Source organism: Arthrobacter saudimassiliensis (assembly GCF_059090665.1).
On the sequence record NZ_JBNHFX010000001.1, the window covers coordinates 1192029 to 1211283 of the forward strand.

At 71.0% G+C, this 19255-nt stretch carries 19 protein-coding genes; 10 read left to right on the forward strand and 9 right to left on the reverse strand.

What is annotated here, in order from left to right:
• Window positions 1–49: 49 nt before the first annotated feature.
• Window positions 50–1252 (forward strand): ROK family protein, encoded by a 1203-nt coding sequence (locus AC5RV6_RS05585; protein WP_494006283.1) that lies wholly within the window; start codon window positions 50–52, stop codon window positions 1250–1252.
• Here the strand turns inward: AC5RV6_RS05585 and AC5RV6_RS05590 are convergent.
• Window positions 1249–1848 (reverse strand): PadR family transcriptional regulator, encoded by a 600-nt coding sequence (locus AC5RV6_RS05590; RefSeq protein WP_494006284.1) that lies wholly within the window; start codon window positions 1846–1848, stop codon window positions 1249–1251. The genes AC5RV6_RS05585 and AC5RV6_RS05590 overlap by 4 nt on opposite strands.
• Before the next feature lie 219 nt (window positions 1849–2067).
• On the opposite strand from AC5RV6_RS05590, the gene AC5RV6_RS05595 reads away from it, so the two are divergent.
• Genes AC5RV6_RS05595 through AC5RV6_RS05605 form a run of 3 tightly spaced genes read left to right on the forward strand, consistent with a single transcriptional unit; the run spans window position 2068 to window position 5545 of the window.
• The gene (locus AC5RV6_RS05595) at window positions 2068–3192 is read left to right on the forward strand and encodes an aromatic ring-hydroxylating oxygenase subunit alpha (RefSeq protein WP_494006285.1); all 1125 of its coding nucleotides are present in this window, start codon (window positions 2068–2070) and stop codon (window positions 3190–3192) included.
• A 9-nt stretch (window positions 3193–3201) separates the two neighbouring features.
• Window positions 3202–4194, forward strand: a complete 993-nt coding sequence (locus tag AC5RV6_RS05600; RefSeq protein ID WP_494006286.1) for a PDR/VanB family oxidoreductase — start codon at window positions 3202–3204, stop codon at window positions 4192–4194.
• A 10-nt stretch (window positions 4195–4204) separates the two neighbouring features.
• On the forward strand, window positions 4205–5545 hold the full coding sequence (locus AC5RV6_RS05605) for an MFS transporter (RefSeq protein ID WP_494006287.1): 1341 nt from the start codon (window positions 4205–4207) through the stop codon (window positions 5543–5545).
• A gap of 82 nt (window positions 5546–5627) precedes the next feature.
• On the opposite strand, the gene AC5RV6_RS05610 is transcribed toward AC5RV6_RS05605, so the two are convergent.
• The 3 genes from AC5RV6_RS05610 to AC5RV6_RS05620 all read right to left on the reverse strand — a co-directional run bounded on the left by AC5RV6_RS05610 (window position 5628) and on the right by AC5RV6_RS05620 (window position 8007).
• The gene (locus AC5RV6_RS05610; RefSeq protein ID WP_494006288.1) at window positions 5628–6023 is read right to left on the reverse strand and encodes a hypothetical protein; all 396 of its coding nucleotides are present in this window, start codon (window positions 6021–6023) and stop codon (window positions 5628–5630) included.
• Between the two features lie 71 nt (window positions 6024–6094).
• On the reverse strand, window positions 6095–7342 hold the full coding sequence (locus AC5RV6_RS05615; RefSeq protein WP_494006289.1) for a sensor histidine kinase: 1248 nt from the start codon (window positions 7340–7342) through the stop codon (window positions 6095–6097).
• Window positions 7339–8007, reverse strand: coding sequence for a response regulator transcription factor (locus AC5RV6_RS05620; protein ID WP_494006290.1), 669 nt, complete (start codon window positions 8005–8007; stop codon window positions 7339–7341). Before AC5RV6_RS05620 ends, AC5RV6_RS05615 begins: the two co-directional genes overlap by 4 nt.
• Before the next feature lie 378 nt (window positions 8008–8385).
• Here AC5RV6_RS05620 and AC5RV6_RS05625 point away from each other — a divergent pair, with 378 nt between their 5' ends.
• Together AC5RV6_RS05625 and AC5RV6_RS05630 are read left to right on the forward strand one after the other, a co-directional pair.
• A complete protein-coding gene (locus AC5RV6_RS05625; protein WP_494006291.1) occupies window positions 8386–9054 on the forward strand; it encodes a hypothetical protein in 669 nt (222 codons plus the stop codon).
• A 64-nt stretch (window positions 9055–9118) separates the two neighbouring features.
• Complete coding sequence (locus AC5RV6_RS05630) at window positions 9119–9760, forward strand: hypothetical protein (protein WP_494006292.1); 642 nt, start codon at window positions 9119–9121, stop codon at window positions 9758–9760.
• 89 nt (window positions 9761–9849) lie between these two features.
• Here the strand turns inward: AC5RV6_RS05630 and AC5RV6_RS05635 are convergent, their stop codons facing one another.
• The gene (locus tag AC5RV6_RS05635) at window positions 9850–11751 is read right to left on the reverse strand and encodes an FAD-binding monooxygenase (RefSeq protein ID WP_494006293.1); all 1902 of its coding nucleotides are present in this window, start codon (window positions 11749–11751) and stop codon (window positions 9850–9852) included.
• 174 nt (window positions 11752–11925) lie between these two features.
• Between AC5RV6_RS05635 and AC5RV6_RS05640 the strand changes: the two genes are divergently transcribed.
• The 4 genes from AC5RV6_RS05640 to AC5RV6_RS05655 all read left to right on the forward strand — a co-directional run bounded on the left by AC5RV6_RS05640 (window position 11926) and on the right by AC5RV6_RS05655 (window position 15958).
• The gene (locus AC5RV6_RS05640) at window positions 11926–12375 is read left to right on the forward strand and encodes a phosphotransferase (protein ID WP_494006294.1); all 450 of its coding nucleotides are present in this window, start codon (window positions 11926–11928) and stop codon (window positions 12373–12375) included.
• Window positions 12294–12734 (forward strand): phosphotransferase family protein, encoded by a 441-nt coding sequence (locus AC5RV6_RS05645; RefSeq protein WP_494006295.1) that lies wholly within the window; start codon window positions 12294–12296, stop codon window positions 12732–12734. The genes AC5RV6_RS05640 and AC5RV6_RS05645 overlap by 82 nt, the downstream gene beginning before the upstream one ends.
• Before the next feature lie 121 nt (window positions 12735–12855).
• Window positions 12856–14484 (forward strand): SLC13 family permease, encoded by a 1629-nt coding sequence (locus AC5RV6_RS05650; RefSeq protein WP_494006296.1) that lies wholly within the window; start codon window positions 12856–12858, stop codon window positions 14482–14484.
• Between the two features lie 58 nt (window positions 14485–14542).
• Complete coding sequence (locus AC5RV6_RS05655) at window positions 14543–15958, forward strand: cryptochrome/photolyase family protein (protein ID WP_494006297.1); 1416 nt, start codon at window positions 14543–14545, stop codon at window positions 15956–15958.
• Here AC5RV6_RS05655 and AC5RV6_RS05660 read toward each other — a convergent pair.
• The 4 genes from AC5RV6_RS05660 to AC5RV6_RS05675 all read right to left on the reverse strand — a co-directional run bounded on the left by AC5RV6_RS05660 (window position 15940) and on the right by AC5RV6_RS05675 (window position 19206).
• Complete coding sequence (locus AC5RV6_RS05660) at window positions 15940–16428, reverse strand: GNAT family N-acetyltransferase (protein WP_494006298.1); 489 nt, start codon at window positions 16426–16428, stop codon at window positions 15940–15942. The two genes, AC5RV6_RS05655 and AC5RV6_RS05660, sit on opposite strands and share 19 nt — an antisense overlap.
• 9 nt (window positions 16429–16437) lie before the next feature.
• The gene (locus AC5RV6_RS05665) at window positions 16438–16914 is read right to left on the reverse strand and encodes a DUF3592 domain-containing protein (protein WP_494006299.1); all 477 of its coding nucleotides are present in this window, start codon (window positions 16912–16914) and stop codon (window positions 16438–16440) included.
• A gap of 134 nt (window positions 16915–17048) precedes the next feature.
• Window positions 17049–18512: a YhgE/Pip domain-containing protein gene (locus tag AC5RV6_RS05670; protein WP_494006300.1), complete on the reverse strand. Its 1464-nt coding sequence runs from the start codon at window positions 18510–18512 to the stop codon at window positions 17049–17051.
• Window positions 18513–18711: 199 nt separating this feature from the next.
• A complete protein-coding gene (locus tag AC5RV6_RS05675; RefSeq protein ID WP_494006301.1) occupies window positions 18712–19206 on the reverse strand; it encodes a MarR family winged helix-turn-helix transcriptional regulator in 495 nt (164 codons plus the stop codon).
• Window positions 19207–19255 lie beyond the last annotated feature (49 nt).

Sequence of the window (19255 nt, forward strand, 5' to 3'; positions counted from 1 at the left end):
TCCTATAATTATGCTGTTATTGCCGCCACACGTCAAAGGGACGCATCTCATGGACTCCTCCGCCAGCACTCCGCAGCTGCTGCGGCGCACCAATCTGCGCGCCGTCCTGGATGTGCTGCGTGCCGTGCCGTCGGCCACCGGCAGCGACCTGATCGCAGCCACGGGACTCACCCGCGCCACCGTGATCGCGGTCTGCGACGACCTGATCCGCCGCGGCTGGGCCCGCGAGGCGGACTCGCCGCGCACCGGCGGACAGAAGGGCAGGCCCGCGCGCCGTTTCGAGTTCAACGAAAACGCCGGCTACGTGCTGGGGCTCGACGTCGGCATCGCCACCGTCCGCGTGCTGGTCGCCGACCTGGCCGGCGCCGTCGTCGGCGGTGCCGAGGCCCGCTTTCCCCGCCACGGCGGGCAGCCGGAGGCCCGACGCCGGGTGGTCACCGATGCGGTCGACGCGGCACTGGCGGACGCCTCGGTCTCGGCCGAGGCGGTGCTGTGCGCGGGGCTCGGCCTCGCCGCGCAGGTCACCGCGGACGGCACGGTGGCCCCGGAACAGGAGGCTGCCGAGCTGTTCGACCTGGGCCTGACCGAAGCCTTCAGCGAAGTCCGGGGCTGGCCGCTGCTGGTGGAGAACGATGCGAAGCTCGCCGCCCTGGCCGAGCGCTGGCGCGGGGTGGGCGCCGGGGAGGACAACCTCGCCGTGATCCTCGCCGGCGAGCGCCTGGGCAGCGGCATCATCGAAAACGGACGTCTGCTGCACGGCGCCCGCGGCGGCACCGGCGCGATGGGCGGACTGGAGCTCGTGGAGGGCGTGGGCAACGAGGACGGCATCGCCAAGCTGGCCCGCCTCTGGGGCAGCGCCGCGCTGCGGGACGGGCACAACGGGAGGATCCGGGCCCTGGTCGGGCCGGACTCCGACCGGGCGTCGGCGCGGTTCGTGTTCGAGGCCGCCGCGGCCGGTGACCCGGTGGCGGCGGAGATCCTGGACCGGATCGCCCGCCGGATGGCCCGGGTGCTGGCGCTGGTCAGCACCTTCTTCGACCCGAAACTGATCGTGATCGGCGGCGCCGTCGCTGCCTCCGCCACCGCGCTGCTGCCGGCGATGACCGAGGAGCTGGGCCGGTACGTGCCGGAGCCGCCGCGGGTGGCCGTCTCGGACATGGGCGAGCTGCTGGTGCCCACCGGCGCGGTGCGGCTGGCCCTGGACTACGTGCAGGCACACATGCTGGAGCTGGTGCCGCGCCCCGGAACCTAGGAACCGGCCTCGGGCCCGCCCAGCGTGTCCAGCAGCTCCAGCCCGCGCTTCGCCCAGGCGATCTCCTGTTCCACCCGGGCCAGCTGGCCCTCGTACGCGAAGACCTTGAAGGCAACGATCCGTTCCTGCTCCTGCTCCGGATAGCGGCTGAGGCGGCGGGCCAGGGTGGGCTGGGTGCGGCGCTGCAGCTCGTCGATGACCCGCAGCGTCTGCAGCCGCTGCTCCTCGTGATGGGCGATGTGCGCCCGCAGCTGCGCGGCGGCGGCGCCCGGCGGGGCCCACTCGAAGTAGGCTGCCCGCAGCCGGGCCGGGTCCCGTTCGCGGACGTACGTCGGCGGCCGTTCCTGCCAGCGGCGCAGTTCCTCCTCGCCCTCGGCGGTGAGCGCATATTCCGTCTTGGTCGCACCCCGGGAGCCCCAGGGCACCGGGCGTGCTGAGAGCAGCCCTTCCGCATTCAGCCGGCGCATCTCCGGATAGATCTGCGAATCCGGGGCGTGCCAGACATGGCCGACGGAGGCGCTGAACTGCTTGCCGACGTCGTACCCGGTCATGGGACCGGATGACAGCAGCGCAAGTAATGCCATTCGTAGACTCAACCGGCCCTCGCCCCTCCACACACGTCGGTATTCCTCCAAGAGCCTAGCCGGGCTCCGGCGACACCTTCAGCCCGGGACGGGGACGGCGAAGACGGCCCGCCCGGACGTAACGCTTGCCGCCGCCCCCTCCGCTGGCTAGCATGTGAGCTATCTCACCGACTAACTATCGATATAGGTAGTTGGTTAGCTACCATCACCCAGCGCTGCAGAGGACCCGCCATGACTGTTCCCGCCACCAAGAGCACCACCACCGCCAAACTCCTCTCCCATCCGCTTAACGCCTGGTATGTGGCGGCCTGGGACCACGAAGTCACGGGAAAGGGCATCCTGGCGCGGAAGGTTGCCGGCCGCCCGCTGGCCCTGTACCGCACGGCGGAAGGCAATCCCGTGGCCCTCGCCGACGCCTGCTGGCACCGGCTGGCACCGCTGTCCATGGGCAAGCTGGTGGGCCGTGATGAAATCCAGTGCCCCTATCACGGGCTCCGCTACAACTCCGCCGGCCGCTGCACCGGCATGCCCGCGCAGGAGACGCTCAACCCCTCCGCCACGGTGCCCTCGTTCCCGGTGGTGGAGCGCTACCGGTACGTCTGGGTCTGGCTGGGCGACCCCACCCTCGCCGACCCCACCCTCGTGCCCGACATGCACCAGCTCGGCAGCACCGAATGGGCCGGCGACGGCGAGACCATCCACGCCCCCTGCAACTACCAGCTGGTGCTGGACAACCTGATGGACCTCACCCACGAGGAGTTCGTGCACAGCTCCTCGATCGGCCAGGAGGAGCTCAGCGAATCCGAGTTCGAGGTCACCCACGACGAGAACTCGGTGACCGTCACCCGCTGGATGCACAACATCGACGCGCCGCCCTTCTGGCTGAAGAACATGCGGGACAAGTTCCCGGGCTTTGAAGGCAAGGTCGACCGCTGGCAGATCATCCACTACTACTTCCCCTCCACCATCTGCATCGACGTGGGGGTCGCGGAAGCCGGCACCGGCGCGCCGGAGGGCGACCGCTCCCGCGGCGTCAACGGGTACGTCATGAACACGATCACTCCCGAAACGGAGCGCTCCTGCCACTACTTCTGGGCCTTCATGCGCAACTACCGGCTGGAGAGCCAGCTCATCACCACGCAGCTGCGCAACGGCGTGCACGGGGTCTTCGGCGAGGATGAGGCGATGCTGCAGGCCCAGCAGGCCGCCATCGACGCCAACCCGGACTACGAGTTCTACAGCCTGAACATCGACGCCGGCGGCATGTGGGTGCGCCGCATGCTGGAGCGGGCGCTGGAGGCCGAGGGACGCCTGGCCGCCGCCGACGCCGCAGCCGACGCCGTCACGGGGGCCTGAGGCTGGATCATGGCTGACTCCAATTCACAGGTCTGGCAGAACGCCGTCGTGCAGGAGGTGCAGGAGGTCGCCGCCGGCATCCGCCGTATCGTCCTGCGCCCCGAGCTGCCGCGCCCGGTCCGCCCGGGCGAGCACGTGGACGTCCGTGTCCTGATCGACGGAACGGCGACCCTCCGCTCCTACTCGGTGGTCGACGCGAGCCCCGACGGCGCCGAGCTGGCCATCAGCGTCTTCCTCACCCCGACCTCGCGGGGCGGCTCGGTGTTCATGCACCGGCTGGTCCCGGGGCAGGTCCTGGAGATCACCCAGCCGCTGCAGAATTTCCCGCTGCGGGTGGGTGCTCCGCACTATGTGCTGCTGGCCGGGGGGATCGGCATCACGGCGATCGCCGGCATGGCCGCCCTGCTGCAGCGGCTGGGCGCGAGCTACCGGCTGGTCTACGCCGCCCGTTCCCGCGCCGCGATGGCCTACGCCGACCGGCTCGAACAGGCCCACGGATCCCTTCTCGAAACGCACATCGACGATGAAGGCAGCTCCCTGGACGTGCAGGCCCTGGTGGACAGCGTGCCGGCGGGCGGGGAACTGTACATGTGCGGGCCCATCCGGCTGATGGACGCCGTGCGCCGCGCCTGGCTGGAGCGCGGCCTGGACCCCACCAACCTGCGCTACGAGACCTTCGGCAACAGCGGATGGTTCGACGCCGAGCCGTTCACCGTGCGCATCCCCCGCCTCGGCGTGGAGGCGACCGTCAATTCGGACGAATCCATGCTCGAGGCCCTCGAACGGCAGGGCGTGGACATGATGTTCGACTGCCGGAAGGGCGAGTGCGGGCTCTGCCAGGTCAAGGTCCTGGCCCTCGAGGGCCGGATCGACCACCGGGACGTCTTCTATTCGGACCGGCAGAAGGAACCCAACACCAAGATGTGCTGCTGCGTCTCCCGCGCCGTCGCGCCCTCCGCCTCCCCGGGCTCCCCCGCCCTCGTCACCATTGACGTTTCCTGAAAGGTCCCGCATGGACATCCGACAGAAGATCGACACCTCCAGCATGTCGCCCTATCAGTGGGGCATCGTCGCCATCGCCGCCTTCCTCAACGCCCTTGACGGCTACGACGTGCTGGCCATGGCGTTCACCGCCACGTCCGTGTCCGAGGAGTTCGGGCTCACCGGCTCCCAGCTGGGCTGGCTGCTGAGCACCGGCCTGATCGGCATGGCCGCCGGCTCCCTGGCCTTCGGCCCGTTCGCGGACCGGTACGGCCGCCGGCTGATCCTGCTGGTGGCGCTGGCCGTCAACGCGCTGGGCCTGTTCCTCTCCGCCACCGCGAACTCCGCCCTCGAGCTCGGCATCTGGCGGGTGGTGACCGGCCTGGGCGTCGGCGGCATCCTGGCCACCGTCACCGTGCTGACCAGCGAATACTCCAACGACCGGTACCGGGGCATGGCGGTGAGCATCTATACCGCCGGCTACGGGGTGGGCGCCACCCTGGGCGGCATGGGCGCCACCCAGCTGATCCCTGCCTTCGGCTGGCGGTCGGTCTTCCTGGCCGGCGGCATCGTGACCGTCGCGGCGGTCCTGCTGGTCGCCGTCGTGCTCCCCGAATCCGTGGACTACCTGCGGGCCCGCCGCCCGGCCAACGCCGAGAAGCAGCTCGCCGGCATCGTGCGCCGGCTCCGGCTGCAGGGCGACATCGTCCTGGGCACGCCGCCCGCCGCCGACGGCCCCCGGAAGGGCAGCGTGGCCCAGCTGCTGGGTGCCGGCTACCGCACCACCAGCCTGCTGCTGTGGCTCTCCTTCTTCCTGATCATGTTCGGCTTCTACTTCGCGAACTCCTGGACCCCCACCCTGCTGGTGGAATCCGGGATGAGCCAGCAGCAGGGCATCATCGGCGGGCTGATGCTCACCATGGGCGGGACCTTCGGTTCGCTGCTCTACGGGGCGCTGACCACCAAGTGGGATGCCCGGCTGACCCTGATCGCCTTCACGGTGCTCTCCGCGGCGACGCTGGTGCTGTTCATCACCAGCACCTCGGTGCCGCTGCTGGCCTTCTCCAGCGGTGTGGTTGTCGGGATGCTGATCAACGGCTGCATCGCCGGCCTGTACACGGTGGCTCCGCAGTCCTACGCCCCGGCGGTGCGGACCACCGGCGTGGGCTGGGGCATCGGCGTCGGGCGGGTGGGCGCCATCCTCGCGCCGATCCTGGTCGGTGCGCTGCTCGACGCCGGCTGGTCGCCGACCAGCCTGTACATCGGCGTCGCGGTGGTCGTTCTGCTGGCCGCGCTGGCCCTGTGGCGGCTGCGCCCGCACCAGGGCACCGACGCCGCCCGCCCGGCCGCCGCGGAAACCACCCCGGCCTAGCAGGAACGCAAGCGGCAGGGCCGGCATCTCCCCACGGGAAGATGCCGGCCCTGCCCGGTTGTGAGCGGGCCTCAGCGGTCGATCAGGACTGCTCGCCGCCGTCGTCGCTGTCGCCGCCGTCGTTGTTTCCGTCGGTCTCGCCGCCGTCGTCGCCGTTGCCGTCGTCCGTTTCGGCATCGGTCTCCGCGTCATCGTCGGCATCCCGGTCCGGCGCGTCGGGTCGGTCGCCGTCCCTGTCCCGCGGGCCGCCGTGGTGCCGCTCGCGGCCGTCCTGATCCCCGTCCTGGTCGGCGAAGGGGCTGTCGCCGTCCCGGTCAAAGTCCTCCTGGGAGTAGGACGCGTCCTCCCACCGGTCATGCTCGGCCACGGCCGCTCCGGTGAAGAAGCTGCCGGCCAGCAGGGCCACGCCGCCCAGGCCCGCTCCGGTCCAGATGAGGATCCGCTTGGCCTTGTCTCCCACCTGCATGATGGGTTTCACCTCCGTTGAATCGTTCTGATGCTTCCATCGTCGGAGGAGTTTCTTGGAGGTTTCTTAGACCCGCACCGCGCTCACTTTCCAGCCCGCGGGCCGGCCAGGGGCAGCCGGACCACCAGCGAGGCGCCGGCGCCGGGCCGGGAGTCCGCGCGCAAAGTTCCGCCGCTGCGGGCGGTGATCTCGGCGGCGAGCGCCAGGCCCAGCCCGTAGTGCCGCTCATGTCCGCCGCCGGTATCGGGCGCGCTCCGGGCCGAAGCGAACCGGTCGAACAGCCGGTCCTGAAGCTCCGCGGGCAGGCCCGGCCCGTCGTCGGTGACGCGGACGACGGCGTCCCGGCCCTCCCGCACCACGGTCACCTCGATCCGGGTACGGGCATAGTCGACGGCGTTGGCCAGCAGCGCGGTGAGCACCCGCTGCAGTCCGGCCGGACTGCCGCGCACGACCAGCGGGCCGCCGTCCGCGGTCACGGCCAGCTGCAGGCTCCGGCGCGCGGCCTCCGCTCCGAAGGCATCGGCGGCGCGGCGGGCCAGGGCCGCGAGGTCCACCGGTTCCGCCGGCCCGGCGCGGCGGGGGTCCGCCGACACCAGCAGGTCCTCCAGGATGCCGGTGAGTACCTGGGTGTCCGCCACGATCTCGTCCAGGCCGGTGCCCAGCCACTCCGGGGCGGGGTCCGGTGCGGGGCCGTCCGCGCGGGCTCCGAGGCGGCGGCGCAGCAGCTGCGCCCGGGTGCTGAGCAGGGTCAGCGGGGTGCGCAGCTCGTGGCCGGCGTCGGCCACAAAACGGCGCTGCAGCTCCAGGGCCCGGGCCAGCGGCCGCATGGCCGCCCGGGCGGCAAGCACGGAAAACACCGCGGCGATCACGGCGGCGGCCAGGACCGACGCCGCCAGGGCCAGGGCCAGCCGTTCCAGTTCCTGCCGCGCCTCTCGGGTGTCGACGGCGGCCTGCACCACGTCCCGGCCGGTACGGGCGGTGAGCACCTGGTAGGTGGTTCCGTCCGCCTCGACGGTGTCCTCCCGCGGCCCGCCGCCGGCGGCGACCTCCGCCAGGGCCTCTTGGACGGGCAGCCCGCCGGGCATGTCACGGGAGACCGTCAGCCGGCCCCGGTCGTAGACGGCCAGGAACACGTTCAGCGGAGCGTCCCGGACGTTGTCCAGCTGCACGGCGGTTTCCAGGGTGTCGCGGGTGGCATCCCGGGTTCCGGCGGCGGCCAGCGCGTAGACCAGCAGCCCGGCCAGGGACAGCAGCACCACGGTCAGCGCCGTGTACTGCAGGGAGAGGCGGACGGCGGCGCGGCGCAGCTCGGACCGGTCCCGGCCGGTCATGCCGGTGCGCCCAGCCGGTAGCCGACGCCGCGCACGGTGGTGATCACCGGCCGGCCCAGCTTGCGCCGCAGGTAGTGGACGTAGGTGTCCACCACGCCGTCGTCGTCGGCGTCCGGGAACACCAGGTCCCGCAGCTCCGCGCGCGGGAAGACCAGGCGGGGATTGCGGGCCAGCTCCTCCAGCAGCGCCGCCTCCCGCTCGGAGAGCACCACCTGCGCACCGTCGGCGGTGCTGACCGTCCGCCCCGCGGCGTCGAAGGAGCCGCCCGGAACGGTCAGCACCGGCACCCGCGCGATGCTGCGCCGGCGCAGGGCGCGCAGCCGGGCCAGCAGCTCATCGACGTCGAACGGTTTGGCTAGATAATCCTCGGCCCCGCGGTCCAGGCCCTCCACCCGGTCCGCCGGGGTGCCCAGGGCCGAGAGCACCAGCACCGGGGCAAGCACGCCGCGGCTGCGCAACCGGGTCAACACGTCCAGGCCTTCGACGGCGGGCAGCCCGCGGTCCAGCAGCAGCACGTCGAACTCGCGGGTCAGCCCCTCATGCAGGGCCCGCTGCCCGTCAAAGGCCAGCGTGACGGCATAGCCCTCGGACTCCAGGATTTCCGCCAGCATCCGGGCAAGCCGGCGGTCATCCTCGACCACAAGGATCCGCGGCTGGGCCTCCATTGCTGCAGTATAGGAGCGGCTCCGGCGACGGCGGCATGGCCCGGACGCGGATGCGCCCGGAGGCCCGTGGTTTCGTTGACGCTGGCCCGGCGGCCCCAGGCAGCTCCGGCCGCTGATGCAGCGTCTACCTCAGGCAGCGCCGCCCCCATTACCCGCGCATCCTTTGTACAGATAACGCTGGATACCGCTGCCCCTGCCGCCCTCCCGTCCATCCTTTGTACAGATAACGCAGCTTAGGCGTGGTCAAAGCGACATCAGCTGTACAAGAGATGACCTGACCTTCAACTGATGCCATCCGTCTGAGAGGCCGCGGCGGGTCCCGCGTACACTCAGCCAACAAACGAGTGCAGGGCACGGCCGATCCCAGGGGGCAGCAGCGTGACTTCCTTCTTTCCCGCGGTACCGCAGCGTGGCTTCGCCGCGGAGGATGACGACCACCTGCCGCGGTTGGAGGACCCGCCGTGGACAGGCCCGACCTGGCATCAGCGCCCGGTGATCGTGGCCCTAAACGCAGAGATCGCCCGTTCCGAGAGCACGGCGGCGTTCCTGGAAAGCGCCGGCTGCTTCCCGCACGGGCTGAGCCTCCGGCTGGTCCTGCGCATCCGGGACTCCGGCCGGCAGGCAAGGAACCGGGTGTTCTCCTATCTGGAGCGCGCGCACGGCCGCGGACAGCTCGACGAGCGGCTCCGAGCCGGCGGCCTGCGCTGGGGTGTGGAGTTCGACGACGGGCGGAAGGTCACCACCTTGGACGAGTCGCCGTGGGCGCGGGTGCAGGACATCCGCTCGGACCAGGTCGAGGGCCCGGTCATGGAGGGCCTGGGCACGCCCGCGGCCTTCATGGACCGCTGGGCCCGGGACTACTGGCTGTGGCCGCTGCCGGCTGCCGGCAGCATCCGGGTCGGCCTGCAGTGGCTGGATCGAGGCATCCCGGAGACCGTAACCGGTGTCGCCGTCGCTCCTCTGCTGGCCGCGGCGGCAAAGGCCGGACCGCTCTGGCCAGACCGGTCGGGAGATCCACCGCCGGCGCGGCACGGGTTCGGCGGCTGATTCGGCGGCTACCCGCCGGCGGCTTTCCCATCTATTCTCCAGGGAGCTGGCTTCTGGGGGACAGATGAAAAGACGAACGGCGGCGGCCCTGTCCGCGGCCCTGCTGGCGGCCGCCCTCACCGGCTGCGGACCGACCGATGCGGAGCTCAACGAGGCGCAGGCGATCGCCGAGCTTCAGGCCCGGCCCGCGCCGAAGCCGACCATGACGCTGCGGCCCTGCCCCGGAGGAGAGATCCTGCGCCAGGAGCCCGGCGGCATGACCAGCATCAAGGTCGACTGCTACGACGCGGCACTGGCCGAGGCCATTGCCGAGTTCCCGGAGCCCCTGCCGGACGCCGTCGACTGGTACTTCGACACCAGCCACTTCACCAGCACCGATCCCAAGATCAATCCCAACGGCAGAAACGTCGTCATTGAGGACGGAAACCAGGACGTCGACGTGGCCTACTACTGGTTCTGCGCCTGGATAGGCTCCTACCTCCAGGCCGGGGACGGCGGCGATGCGACTGGCCGGGACGAGGCCCTGGCGCACCTCGCCACGTTCACGTCGCTGCCCGCCGTCCAGGCATACGTGGCCAACCTCGAGGTTTACGACGCGACGGTCATCGCCCCTGCACGGAGCGGGGACACTGCGACGGTCCGAGACTATTTCCGGGGCAGCTGTTCCAACGTGAGCGTGCTCTGGTTCCCGGAGCTCAACGTCTAGGCGCCGGGCAGACGCAGGACGACGGCGGCACCGGAGTGCCGCCGTCGTCCTGTGTGGGTCGCGTAACCGGGCGTGGAGCTGAAGCGGTCCTAGACGGCCCCGGCCTTGCGGCCGGCCAGCAGCGGCGCGAAGAAGTCGCCCAGCTCCGCGGTGGCCGTCAGCGGCAGCACGTTGGCCACGTACTGGTCCGGGCGGACCACCACCACGACACCGTCGCGCGAAAGCCCGCGCGCCTCGTAGATGTCGGCGTTGGGATCGGTGCCGTAGACCTTGGCCAGGTCGGTGAGCTGGAACGGGCCGACCTGCGGCTTGAAGACCGCCGGCACGGCGTTGAGGTCGATGGCGGTGTGGTCCTGCTGGTAGATGACCTTCACGTCGAACCAGGCGTCCCGGTCCAGGCCGGCCGGCGTGGCGGTCAGCGGAGACTCCGCGGCGGTGTCCAGCCATTCCGCCAGTTCGGTAACCGCCCCGGGCGTGCCGGCGGGGGCGCCGTCGGCGAAGACGTAGATCCGCCAGCGGCCGTCTGCCTTGTGCTGGTGGCCCAGGTGCACCGGGTTGGTGTCGGAGACCCGCAGCACCGGCGCGGACTTGAAGCGCTTGCCGATGGGGAAGCCGGCGGCCAGGTCCTGGTGCTTCGCCTCGGCGATGAGCATGGACGGGGTGTACTCGGTCATGAAGCCTGCCGGGAATTCGGCGGTGCGCACGTAGAAGTCCTCGAGGTCCGAGGGGTTCTCGAACTCCTCGGGCTTCTTCGCCATCAGCGTCGACCATTCCTTGTCGAAGTCGATGAGGTTCTTGGCCACCACCTGGCGCTCGGCGGAGTAGGTGGCCAGCAGCGATTCGGGGCTGCGGCCGTCCAGCACGTGGCCGAGCTTCCAGCCGATGTTGAAGCCGTCCTGCATGGACACGTTCATGCCCTGGCCGGCCTTGGCGCTGTGCGTGTGGCAGGCGTCGCCGGTGATGAACACGCGCGGGGTGCGGGTGCCGAGGTCCTCGGGAAGCACGTCGTCGAACCGGTCGGTGAGCCGGTGGCCCACCTCGTAGACGCTGTGCCAGGCGACGTTCCGCACGTCGAGGCTGTAGGGGGCCATGATGCCGTTGGCCTTGGCGATGATCTGCTCGATGGTGGTCTTGCGGACGGCGCCGTTGTCGTCCTCGGGCACCTCGCCCAGGTCCACGTACATGCGGAACAGGTGCCCGCCTTCACGCGGAATGAGCAGGATGGAGCCGCCGTTGGAGGACTGGATGGCGCACTTCGTGCGGATGTCCGGGAAATCGGTGTTGGCGAGGACGTCCATCACACCCCAGGCGTGGTTGGCGGCGTCGCCGGCCAGGGTGCACCCGATGGAGGCGCGGACCTTGGAACGCGCGCCGTCGGCGCCCACCACGTACTTGGCCTTCACCGTGCGCTCGGTGCCCTCGAGCGGGCCGGCGGTGTGCAGCAGGGTGACGGTGACCGGGTACTCGGCGGCGTCGTCGACCTCCAGGGAGACGAACTCGTAGCCGTAGTCCGGGGTGATCCGCGCCGGGGAGTAGGCCATGAACCGGGCGAAGTAATCCAGTACGCGGGCCTGGTTGACAATCAGGTGCGGGAACTCGCTGATGCCCGCCGGGTCGTCCAGGGCTCGGCCGGCGCGGACGATCCGGGAGGGGTCCTCGGGGTCCGGGCGCCAGAAGCACATCTCCGTGATCCGGTACGCCTCGGCGGTGATTTCCTCGGCGAAGCCGAAGGCCTGGAAGGTTTCCACGCTGCGCGCCTGGATGCCGTCGGCCTGGCCGATGACCAGCCGACCGGGCCGCCGCTCCACGATCCGGGTGGTGACGTTCGGGAACTGGGACAGCTGCGCGGCGGCGATCATGCCGGCCGGGCCGGTGCCGACGATCAGCACGTCGACTTCCTCCGGGAGCTCCTCCGGGCGGTCGATTCCGACGCCGGCGGCGGGCTCGATGCGCGGGTCCCCGGACACGTAGCCGTGATGGTGGAATTGCACGGACTTTCCTCACTTCGTCATGTGGCTGCCGTTGTAGCAAGCGTTCGATAATCGAACGCAGTGTTCGACTATTGCTTCATGTTAGCTGCCTCACATGCGAGCGACAACTGATGCGCATGCGTTACGCGCAGTCTGGGGCCGGGGGCGTCAGACTGGGCGGATGAAGGACGCCGCATGAGCCCGGAACTCCCTGCAGCCGGACCGGCGGCCCCCGACGTCGGCGCCTGGCCGGGCCTGGAACTGGTGGGGCCGCTGCGCGGCGGGGCGCGCAGCGGGGTCTTCCGGGCCCGGCGGGGACACGCGTCCTTCGTGGTGCGGGTTTCGCGGCGCCCGCCCGCCGCACTGCTGTGGGAGCTGGATCTGCTCGCCTTCCTGGCCGCCGGGGGCCTTGCGGTGCCGCTGCCGGCCGAGACCGGCGACGGTCGAAGGCACGACGACGGCACCTGGGTTCACCCGCTGCTGCCGGGACGGCCGCCGCGGACGCCCGGCGACTGGCGGCAGGTGGTGGCCGTGCTGGAACAGGTACATGAACGTACCGCCGGGTGGCCCCAGCGGCCCGGCTTCGCCTCCGCCGGTGCGCTGCTCACCGACCCCGCGGCGGCGACGTCGACCTCTCCGCCCTGACGGCCGACGACGTCGCCCTCATCCGGGAGGCCTGGCGCCCGCTGGTGGGCGGGCAGGAATGCGTCGTGCACGGGGACGTCAATCCGGGCAACGTCCTCATGCATCAGGGCCGGGCGGCCCTGATCGACTGGGACGAATCCCGGGTGGACGCACCGGCGTTCGACTTCGCCGGCCTGCCGCCTGCGGCCGCGTCCCCCCGCCCCGGCGTCGGGCAGCGCCCCGACATCGGGCAGCGCACCGGCGTCGGGCAGCGGCAGCTGCACCGGGCCGGGCTGGCCTGGGAGGCGGCTTCCTGTTGGTCCGCCGAGCCCGCATACGCACGGCGCTGCCTCGACAGCCTGCGCGAGGACACCCGGTAACCGCAGGGCGGGCCGTCTGGTTTTTGGCTCTCCCTCTGGATTCGACGCCGCCCCGGCGCTACGTTCGGCGTGCCGCGCCCGTTTCCGGGCACGTTCCGCTCGACGACGACGGAGGCCGACGATGTCCCACGATCTCTCACCCTCCCGGACCAGCCCGGAGGAGCCCCAACGGACCGACGTCGAAGCCGCGCTGCTGGGCGGGCGCACCTTCCGCACGCTGAGTGAGCAGCAGCTCTCGCCGCGGGAGGAACGCTTCGAACGGATCCGGCAGACCACCGGCTTCTTCCTGGCCCCGGCGGTCACCATCATCTTCGCGCTGGTGCCCTCGGACATGGATCCCACCCAGCAGCTGCTCGCCGCGATCCTGCTCGGCGTGATCGTGCTGTGGATCTGCGAGCCGGTTCCCATTCCCGTCGGCGGGCTGATCGGCGTCGCCGCCGTCGTGATTCTGGGCGTCGCGCCGTCGACGGCGGTGCTGGCACCGTTCGGCTCCACCACCATCTTCACGTTCATCGGCGCCTTCATCCTCGCCCAGGCCATGCTCAAACACGGCCTGGCGCAGCGGCTGGCCTATGCGGTGCTGTCGCTGCCCGGCGTCGGCGGGTCCACCTACCGGGTGATCGCAGCGTTCGGGCTGATCACCTGCCTGCTGTCCGCGTTCGTGTCCAACACCGCGACCGTGGCGATGCTGCTGCCGACGGCGCTGGGCATCCTGGTCGTCATTGCCCAGCTGCTGCAGGACAAGGGGCTGGTGAAGCCGGACTTCGATCCGCTGCGGCTGCGGGTGGGAGCCGCCCTGATGCTCACCCTGGCGTACGGGGCCAGCGTCGGCGGGCTGCTGACGCCGGTGGGCTCGCCGCCGAACCTCATCGGCCGCGGACTGATCGAGGAGGCCACCGGCGAGCGCATCTCCTTCGCGCAGTGGATGGCGGCCGCCGCACCGCTGGTGGTGGGCATGTTCATTGTCCTGGTGCTGGTGATGTTCCTGCTCAACCGCCCCGAGGTCCGGCGCATCGAGGGCGTCTCGGAGTTCATCCGCGAGCAGAAGGCCGAGCAGGGCCCGATGTCCCGGGCGGAGGTCAACACGCTGATCGCGTTCGGCCTCACCGTGGTGCTGTGGCTGACCCCGGCGGTCGCCTCCCTGATCGCCGGCACCGACTCCGAGGCCTACGCGTTCCTGGACGACCGGCTGGACGAGGGCATCGTCGCCGTGCTGGGCGCGTCGCTGCTGTTCATCCTGCCGGTGAACTGGAAGGAACGGAAGGCCACGCTGACCTGGACCGATGCGGCGAAGATCGACTGGGGCACCATCCTGCTGTTCGGCACCGGGATCATCTTCGGTGCGCTGCTGGCCGAGACCGGGCTGGCCGAAACCATCGGCTCCGCTGCCTCCGACACCCTGGGCATCACCAACATCGTGGCCATCACGGCGTTCTCGGCCCTGCTGGCCATCCTGATCTCGGAGACCACCAGCAACACCGCCTCGGCCGCCGTCGTCGTTCCCATCGTGATTCCCCTGTGCACCGCGATCGGGGTGGACCCGTTCGTGCCCGCGCTGGCGGCGACGTTCGCGGCGTCGTTCGGGTTCATGCTGCCGGTCTCGACGCCGCAGAACGCGATTGTCTACGGGTCCGGTGCCGTGCCGATCATCCGGATGATCCGCACCGGGCTGGTCTTCGACATCCTCGGTGCGGCGCTGATCATCGCGCTGCTGCCGCTGATGGTGTCCCTGGTCGGGATCGGCGGGTAGGGCAGCAGGGTAGGGTCGGAATCCGCGGCCCTGCCGGCCCTGGAAAGGACGTTTCCCCGTGGTCTCGATCGCCTGGTTCCGTGACGATCTGCGCACCCGTGACCATCCTGCCCTGCTGGCCGCCGCGCAGGCCGGCGGGGCGGTGGGCCTGTACGTCCTGGACGAACAGTCCCCCGGCATCCGGCCGCTGGGCGCCGCCGCCAAGTGGTGGCTGCACCATGCCCTGTCCGCCCTGCAGCGGGATCTGGCGGAACTGGGCATCCCGCTGGTGCTGCTGCGCGGACCGTCAGCCGCCGCTGTGCAGGAATTCGCGGTGCAGGCCGGGGCGGAGAGCATCTTTTGGAACCGGCGCTACGGCGGCCCGGAACGCGAAGCGGACGCCGTGCTGAAGGCGTGGGCGCAGGACGCCGGGGTCCATGCCGAGAGCTTCCAAGCGTCCCTGCTGCACGAGCCGTGGACCATGCGCACCGGGGAGGGCAAGCCGTACCAGGTGTTCACGCCGTTCTGGCGAGCCGTCTCCGCCATGGATTTCCGCGCTCCGCTGGGGCGGCCGGCCAAGGTCTCCGCCCCGCCGTCGGGCCCGCCCGCCGGTGACGAGCTGGGGGCCTGGGAGCTGCTGCCGAGCCGGCCGGACTGGTCCGCCGGGCTGGCTGCGGCGTGGACGCCCGGCGAGGCCGCCGGGCTGGCGACCCTGGCGGAATTCCTGGACGGCCCGGTGCGGGAGTACGACGACGGCCGCAACCTGCCGGCGGCGCAGGGCACCAGCCGCCTCTCCCCCTACCTGCGCTGGGGCCATGTCAGCCCGTTCCAGGTCTGGCACGAACTCCGTCGGGCACGCAGCTCCGGGCCGGGCCCGGAAGCCTTCGGCACGGAGATCGGCTGGCGGGAATTCTGCTGGCATCAGCTCTTCCATAACCCGAACCTGGCCGAGCGGAACCTGCGGCCGGCGTTCGACCGTTTCCCCTGGGACTGGACCCCGGGCGCCGGCCCGCAGACCCCGCCCGCGCTCCGCGGCGAGGGCGCCCCGGCCACCGCGAATGCCCCCGGGGAGCTGACCCCGCTGGAAGCCTGGAAGGCCGGGCTCACCGGCCTTCCGCTGGTCGACGCCGGGATGCGTCAGCTGTGGCGGATGGGCTGGGTGCACAACCGGGTCCGGATGGTCACGGCGAGCTTCCTGGTGAAGAACCTCGGCATCCACTGGCGGACCGGCGAGGAGTGGTTCTGGGAGACCCTGGTGGACGCGGATCCGGCCAGCAATCCGGCGAACTGGCAGTGGGTAGCCGGATCCGGGGCGGACGCCGCACCGTTCTTCCGGATCTTCAATCCGCTGACACAGGCAAAGAAGTTCGACCCGCGCGGCGCCTATGTGGCCGAGTGGGTGCCGGAGGCCCTGGCGCCGGGGTATCCCGAGCCGGTGGTGGATCTGGCCGCCTCCCGTGCCCGGGCGCTGGAGGCCTACCAGTCAATCCGCTGACTCGTCGGCAGTGCCAACGTCATGAACACGCTGTTTGGGTCCTCCCGGTAGCTGCCGAACGGCGGGCAGCGGGTGAAGCCGGCGGAGGCGTAGAGCGCCCGGGCGGGGGCGAAGAAATCCATGCTGCCGGTCTCCAGCGAAACCCGGCCCACCCCGCGGGCGGCGGCGTCGGCCAGCAGGTGGTCCAGCAGGCGGCGGGCCAGGCCCTGGCCGCGGCGCAGCGGATCGGTGCGCATTGACTTCAGCTCCTCGTGGCCCGGTGCCAGGGCGGCGAGCGCCCCGGTGGCCGCGATCGTGCCGTCGTCAGCGGTGACGGTCCAGAGCCAGACGCCGGGGGCCTGCAGGGCCGCCAGGTCCAGGGCGTGCCGGCTTTCGGGCGGCGCGGTCGGCTCCATGTCATCCAGGTGCTGCTGCAGGAAGTCCGTCAGGGCGGCGTCGCTGAAGTCGGCCGGCTGGATGCTGAGGGTCACCGGAAAAGCCTAGCCCGGCGGCGTCGTCGGGCGTGCGGATGCCGGTATTGGATGACGTGCGTTGTGCAGCATTCCGGTCACGCCGATAAAGGCGAGCACCGAGCCCGTTCCGCCCAAGAAGAACACAAGGAACAGCGGGGCGGCCAGGGAGGCCTCGTGGTCCTCCATCACGTTGCGCCGCGGATCCGTGGGGTCGTGGAACACCGCCACGCGGTCTCCGAGCAGGCTCCGGGCGATGGCGTCCCGGGACCCGTCCCGCCTTTCGCTGACCCGTTCCCGCCCCTGGGCCGTGTACTCGGTGCCGCCGGCCGTGAAGGTGACGGTCTTGACTGCCGTCAACCGGCCCCGGCGAGAGGTGAAGTCGACCTCGCTGATCACGCCCGAGACACGGGCGCCGTCGGATACGATCTGCCGGTCTTCCCGCGCTTCGAATACCCGGGGCAGGCCGAGGCCGAGGCCTCCGCCCAGGAAAACAAAAGCAAGCACCAGGAGCGCGTAGCCGCCGCCTCTGGCCGTCGGTTGCTGGGCGGGACGTGGCACCGAAGCGTTTCCTCTCACGAAGTTCAAACGCTCCGGAGCCTATCGGTTCCGGCGGCGCGGCGCGCACACCCCTGCACCTGCTAGGGTGCCGCGGCCGTCTCCGGCGCCAGCGCCGCGCCGCGGCGGCCGAACCACCGGTCGTAGAGGAACCCGCCGGCCAGGGCGAGCGCGACGGCGATCAGGATGATCACGAGCATGCCGATGATTCCCGCCTGCAGCCCGGCGTCGGCCTCCGCATCGAAGTAGAGGACCGCCTTGTTGGCGATGGTCATCTGGTAGAGCGGCTCGCCGCGGGCGATGGCGTCGAAGAACCGCGGCAGGGCCTCCAGCGGCACCACGCCGCTGGCCGCGGGCAGGCCCATGAACACCACGTAGATGACGGAGAGGATCATCCCGGCGCTGCCGAGCAGGGTGATCAGCGCCAGGACCACGGAGGCCACGGTGACGAAGGAGAGCCAGGTGGAGAGGAAGAACCAGCCGCCGTGCGGGATCGGCATGCCGACGGCGTTGGCGATCCACATCATCAGCCCGGCCATCGGCAGCCCGGCCAGCACCGCGATGCCCCACTTGAGCAGGAAGGCCCCCCACCGGGAGGGCCGCAGCCGCGGTCCGAGCACGAACCGTGAGCCCAGCTCCACCGGCAGCACCCCGGTGCGGGAGTCGATGAGGAAGTGCAGGGCCACCGAGCCGCTGAGGCCGACCACCATCAGCAGCACGGAGTAGAAGAAGGCTCCCATGCCCAGCGCCGCGCCTTCGGGCGGCCGCTCATAGGGGGTCGTGGTCACCTGGATGGGGTCGCTGATCACGGCTGCGGCGGTGCCGTCGATCCGGGGTTCCAAGCTGGTGCCCAGTTCGCTGCGCACCGCCACCGGCAGCTGGGCCAGCCGGGCCCGGGCCTCCTCCTGGGCCTGCGCCTGCGCCTGCTGGGAGGAGTCGCTGAGCCGGGCGCCCAGTCTGCCGCTGGCGTCCTGCAGTGCCGGGTCCACGCTGGCCTCCGCCAGCGAGGTGCCCAGCGGGCTAGCCAGCGGGTTCGTGTACACCGTGATGGCCGGCCGGGTGGCGGCGGTCTGGGTGAGGGCGGAGGAGATCAATCCGACGGCATCCTCGGAGAACGACTCGGGAATCACGACGGCGGCGTAAAGCTGGCCTTTGCGCAGCTGCTCCCGGGCCTGGTCCCAGCTCAGCTCCCGCAGGTCTACCTCGTCGCTCTGCGAGGTCCGCTCCTTCATCTCCTGCGCGATGGTGGCACCGAGGTTTTCATCCGTGGCGGCCCCGTCCGGCCCGGTGGATTCGGCGCCGCGGTCCTCGTTGACGACGGCGATCGGAAAGTGCCGCAGGTGGTCCCCCGGGCTGCCCAGCCCGCCGATGTAGAGGGCGGAGCCGGTGCCGCCCAGCAGCAGGAACACCAGCAGCGGCAGCAGCCAGGTCCGCGGCGAGAAGTAGGCACCGCGGCGCTGGTCCGGCGGGGTCAGATGCCGGTGCTCTCCCGCGGGGCGGGGCGGCGGCGGTGAAGCGTCGGGAAGGGGTGCTGCATGTGCGGGCATGGGACGGACCTCCCGGGGTGTGGTGCGGCAGGCCGGGCGGTTTCACCCGCCGACGTTCGCCACAACAGGCTCTTTCGAGGCTACGGCCTACCGAAAGGGCCGAACAGGCGGCACCCCCGGAAGCCGGTGCTCGGGGTGGAAACACTCGTCAAGGGCCTCGAATACGCGCTCACAGCGTCGCACCCGATTCGGCACCACATCAGGCCAGCCGCCCCAGAATCCGGCCCAGCTCCGCCCGATCCGCCGGCTCCAGCACCGAAAAGAACTCGTCCGCCTCCCGCTTCCGGTCCTCCTTCACCCGGGCCCGCAGGGCCTGCCCTTCGTCGGTCAGCGACAGCAGCGTCGCCCGCCGGTCCGTCGGGTGCGGACGGCGTTCCACCAGGCCTTTGGCTGCCAGCTGATCCACCACCTCGGTCGCCGAGCGCGGGGCAATATGCAGCCGTTCGGCCAGCTCCTTGAGCCGGACGCCCTCCGCTTCCGCGACCCCGGCAGGCGCCTGCCTCCCGCCGGCCGTGTCGTGCGACCCTTCCCCGTGCCCGTGTTCCTGCATCCGGCCCAGCGCATTCACCGCGCGGAACTGGTGCGGGGTCAGGTTGTAAGGCGCCAGCTGGTGCATCCAGCGCTTACGCAGGCCGCGGAATGCGGCGTGCATCAGTTCACCCAGGGCGGCGGAGTCGGGAAGCGGTTCGGTCACCTGCCCAGCCTACCGCCCTTTGGTGGCAACCACATAATGAGGTAACCTC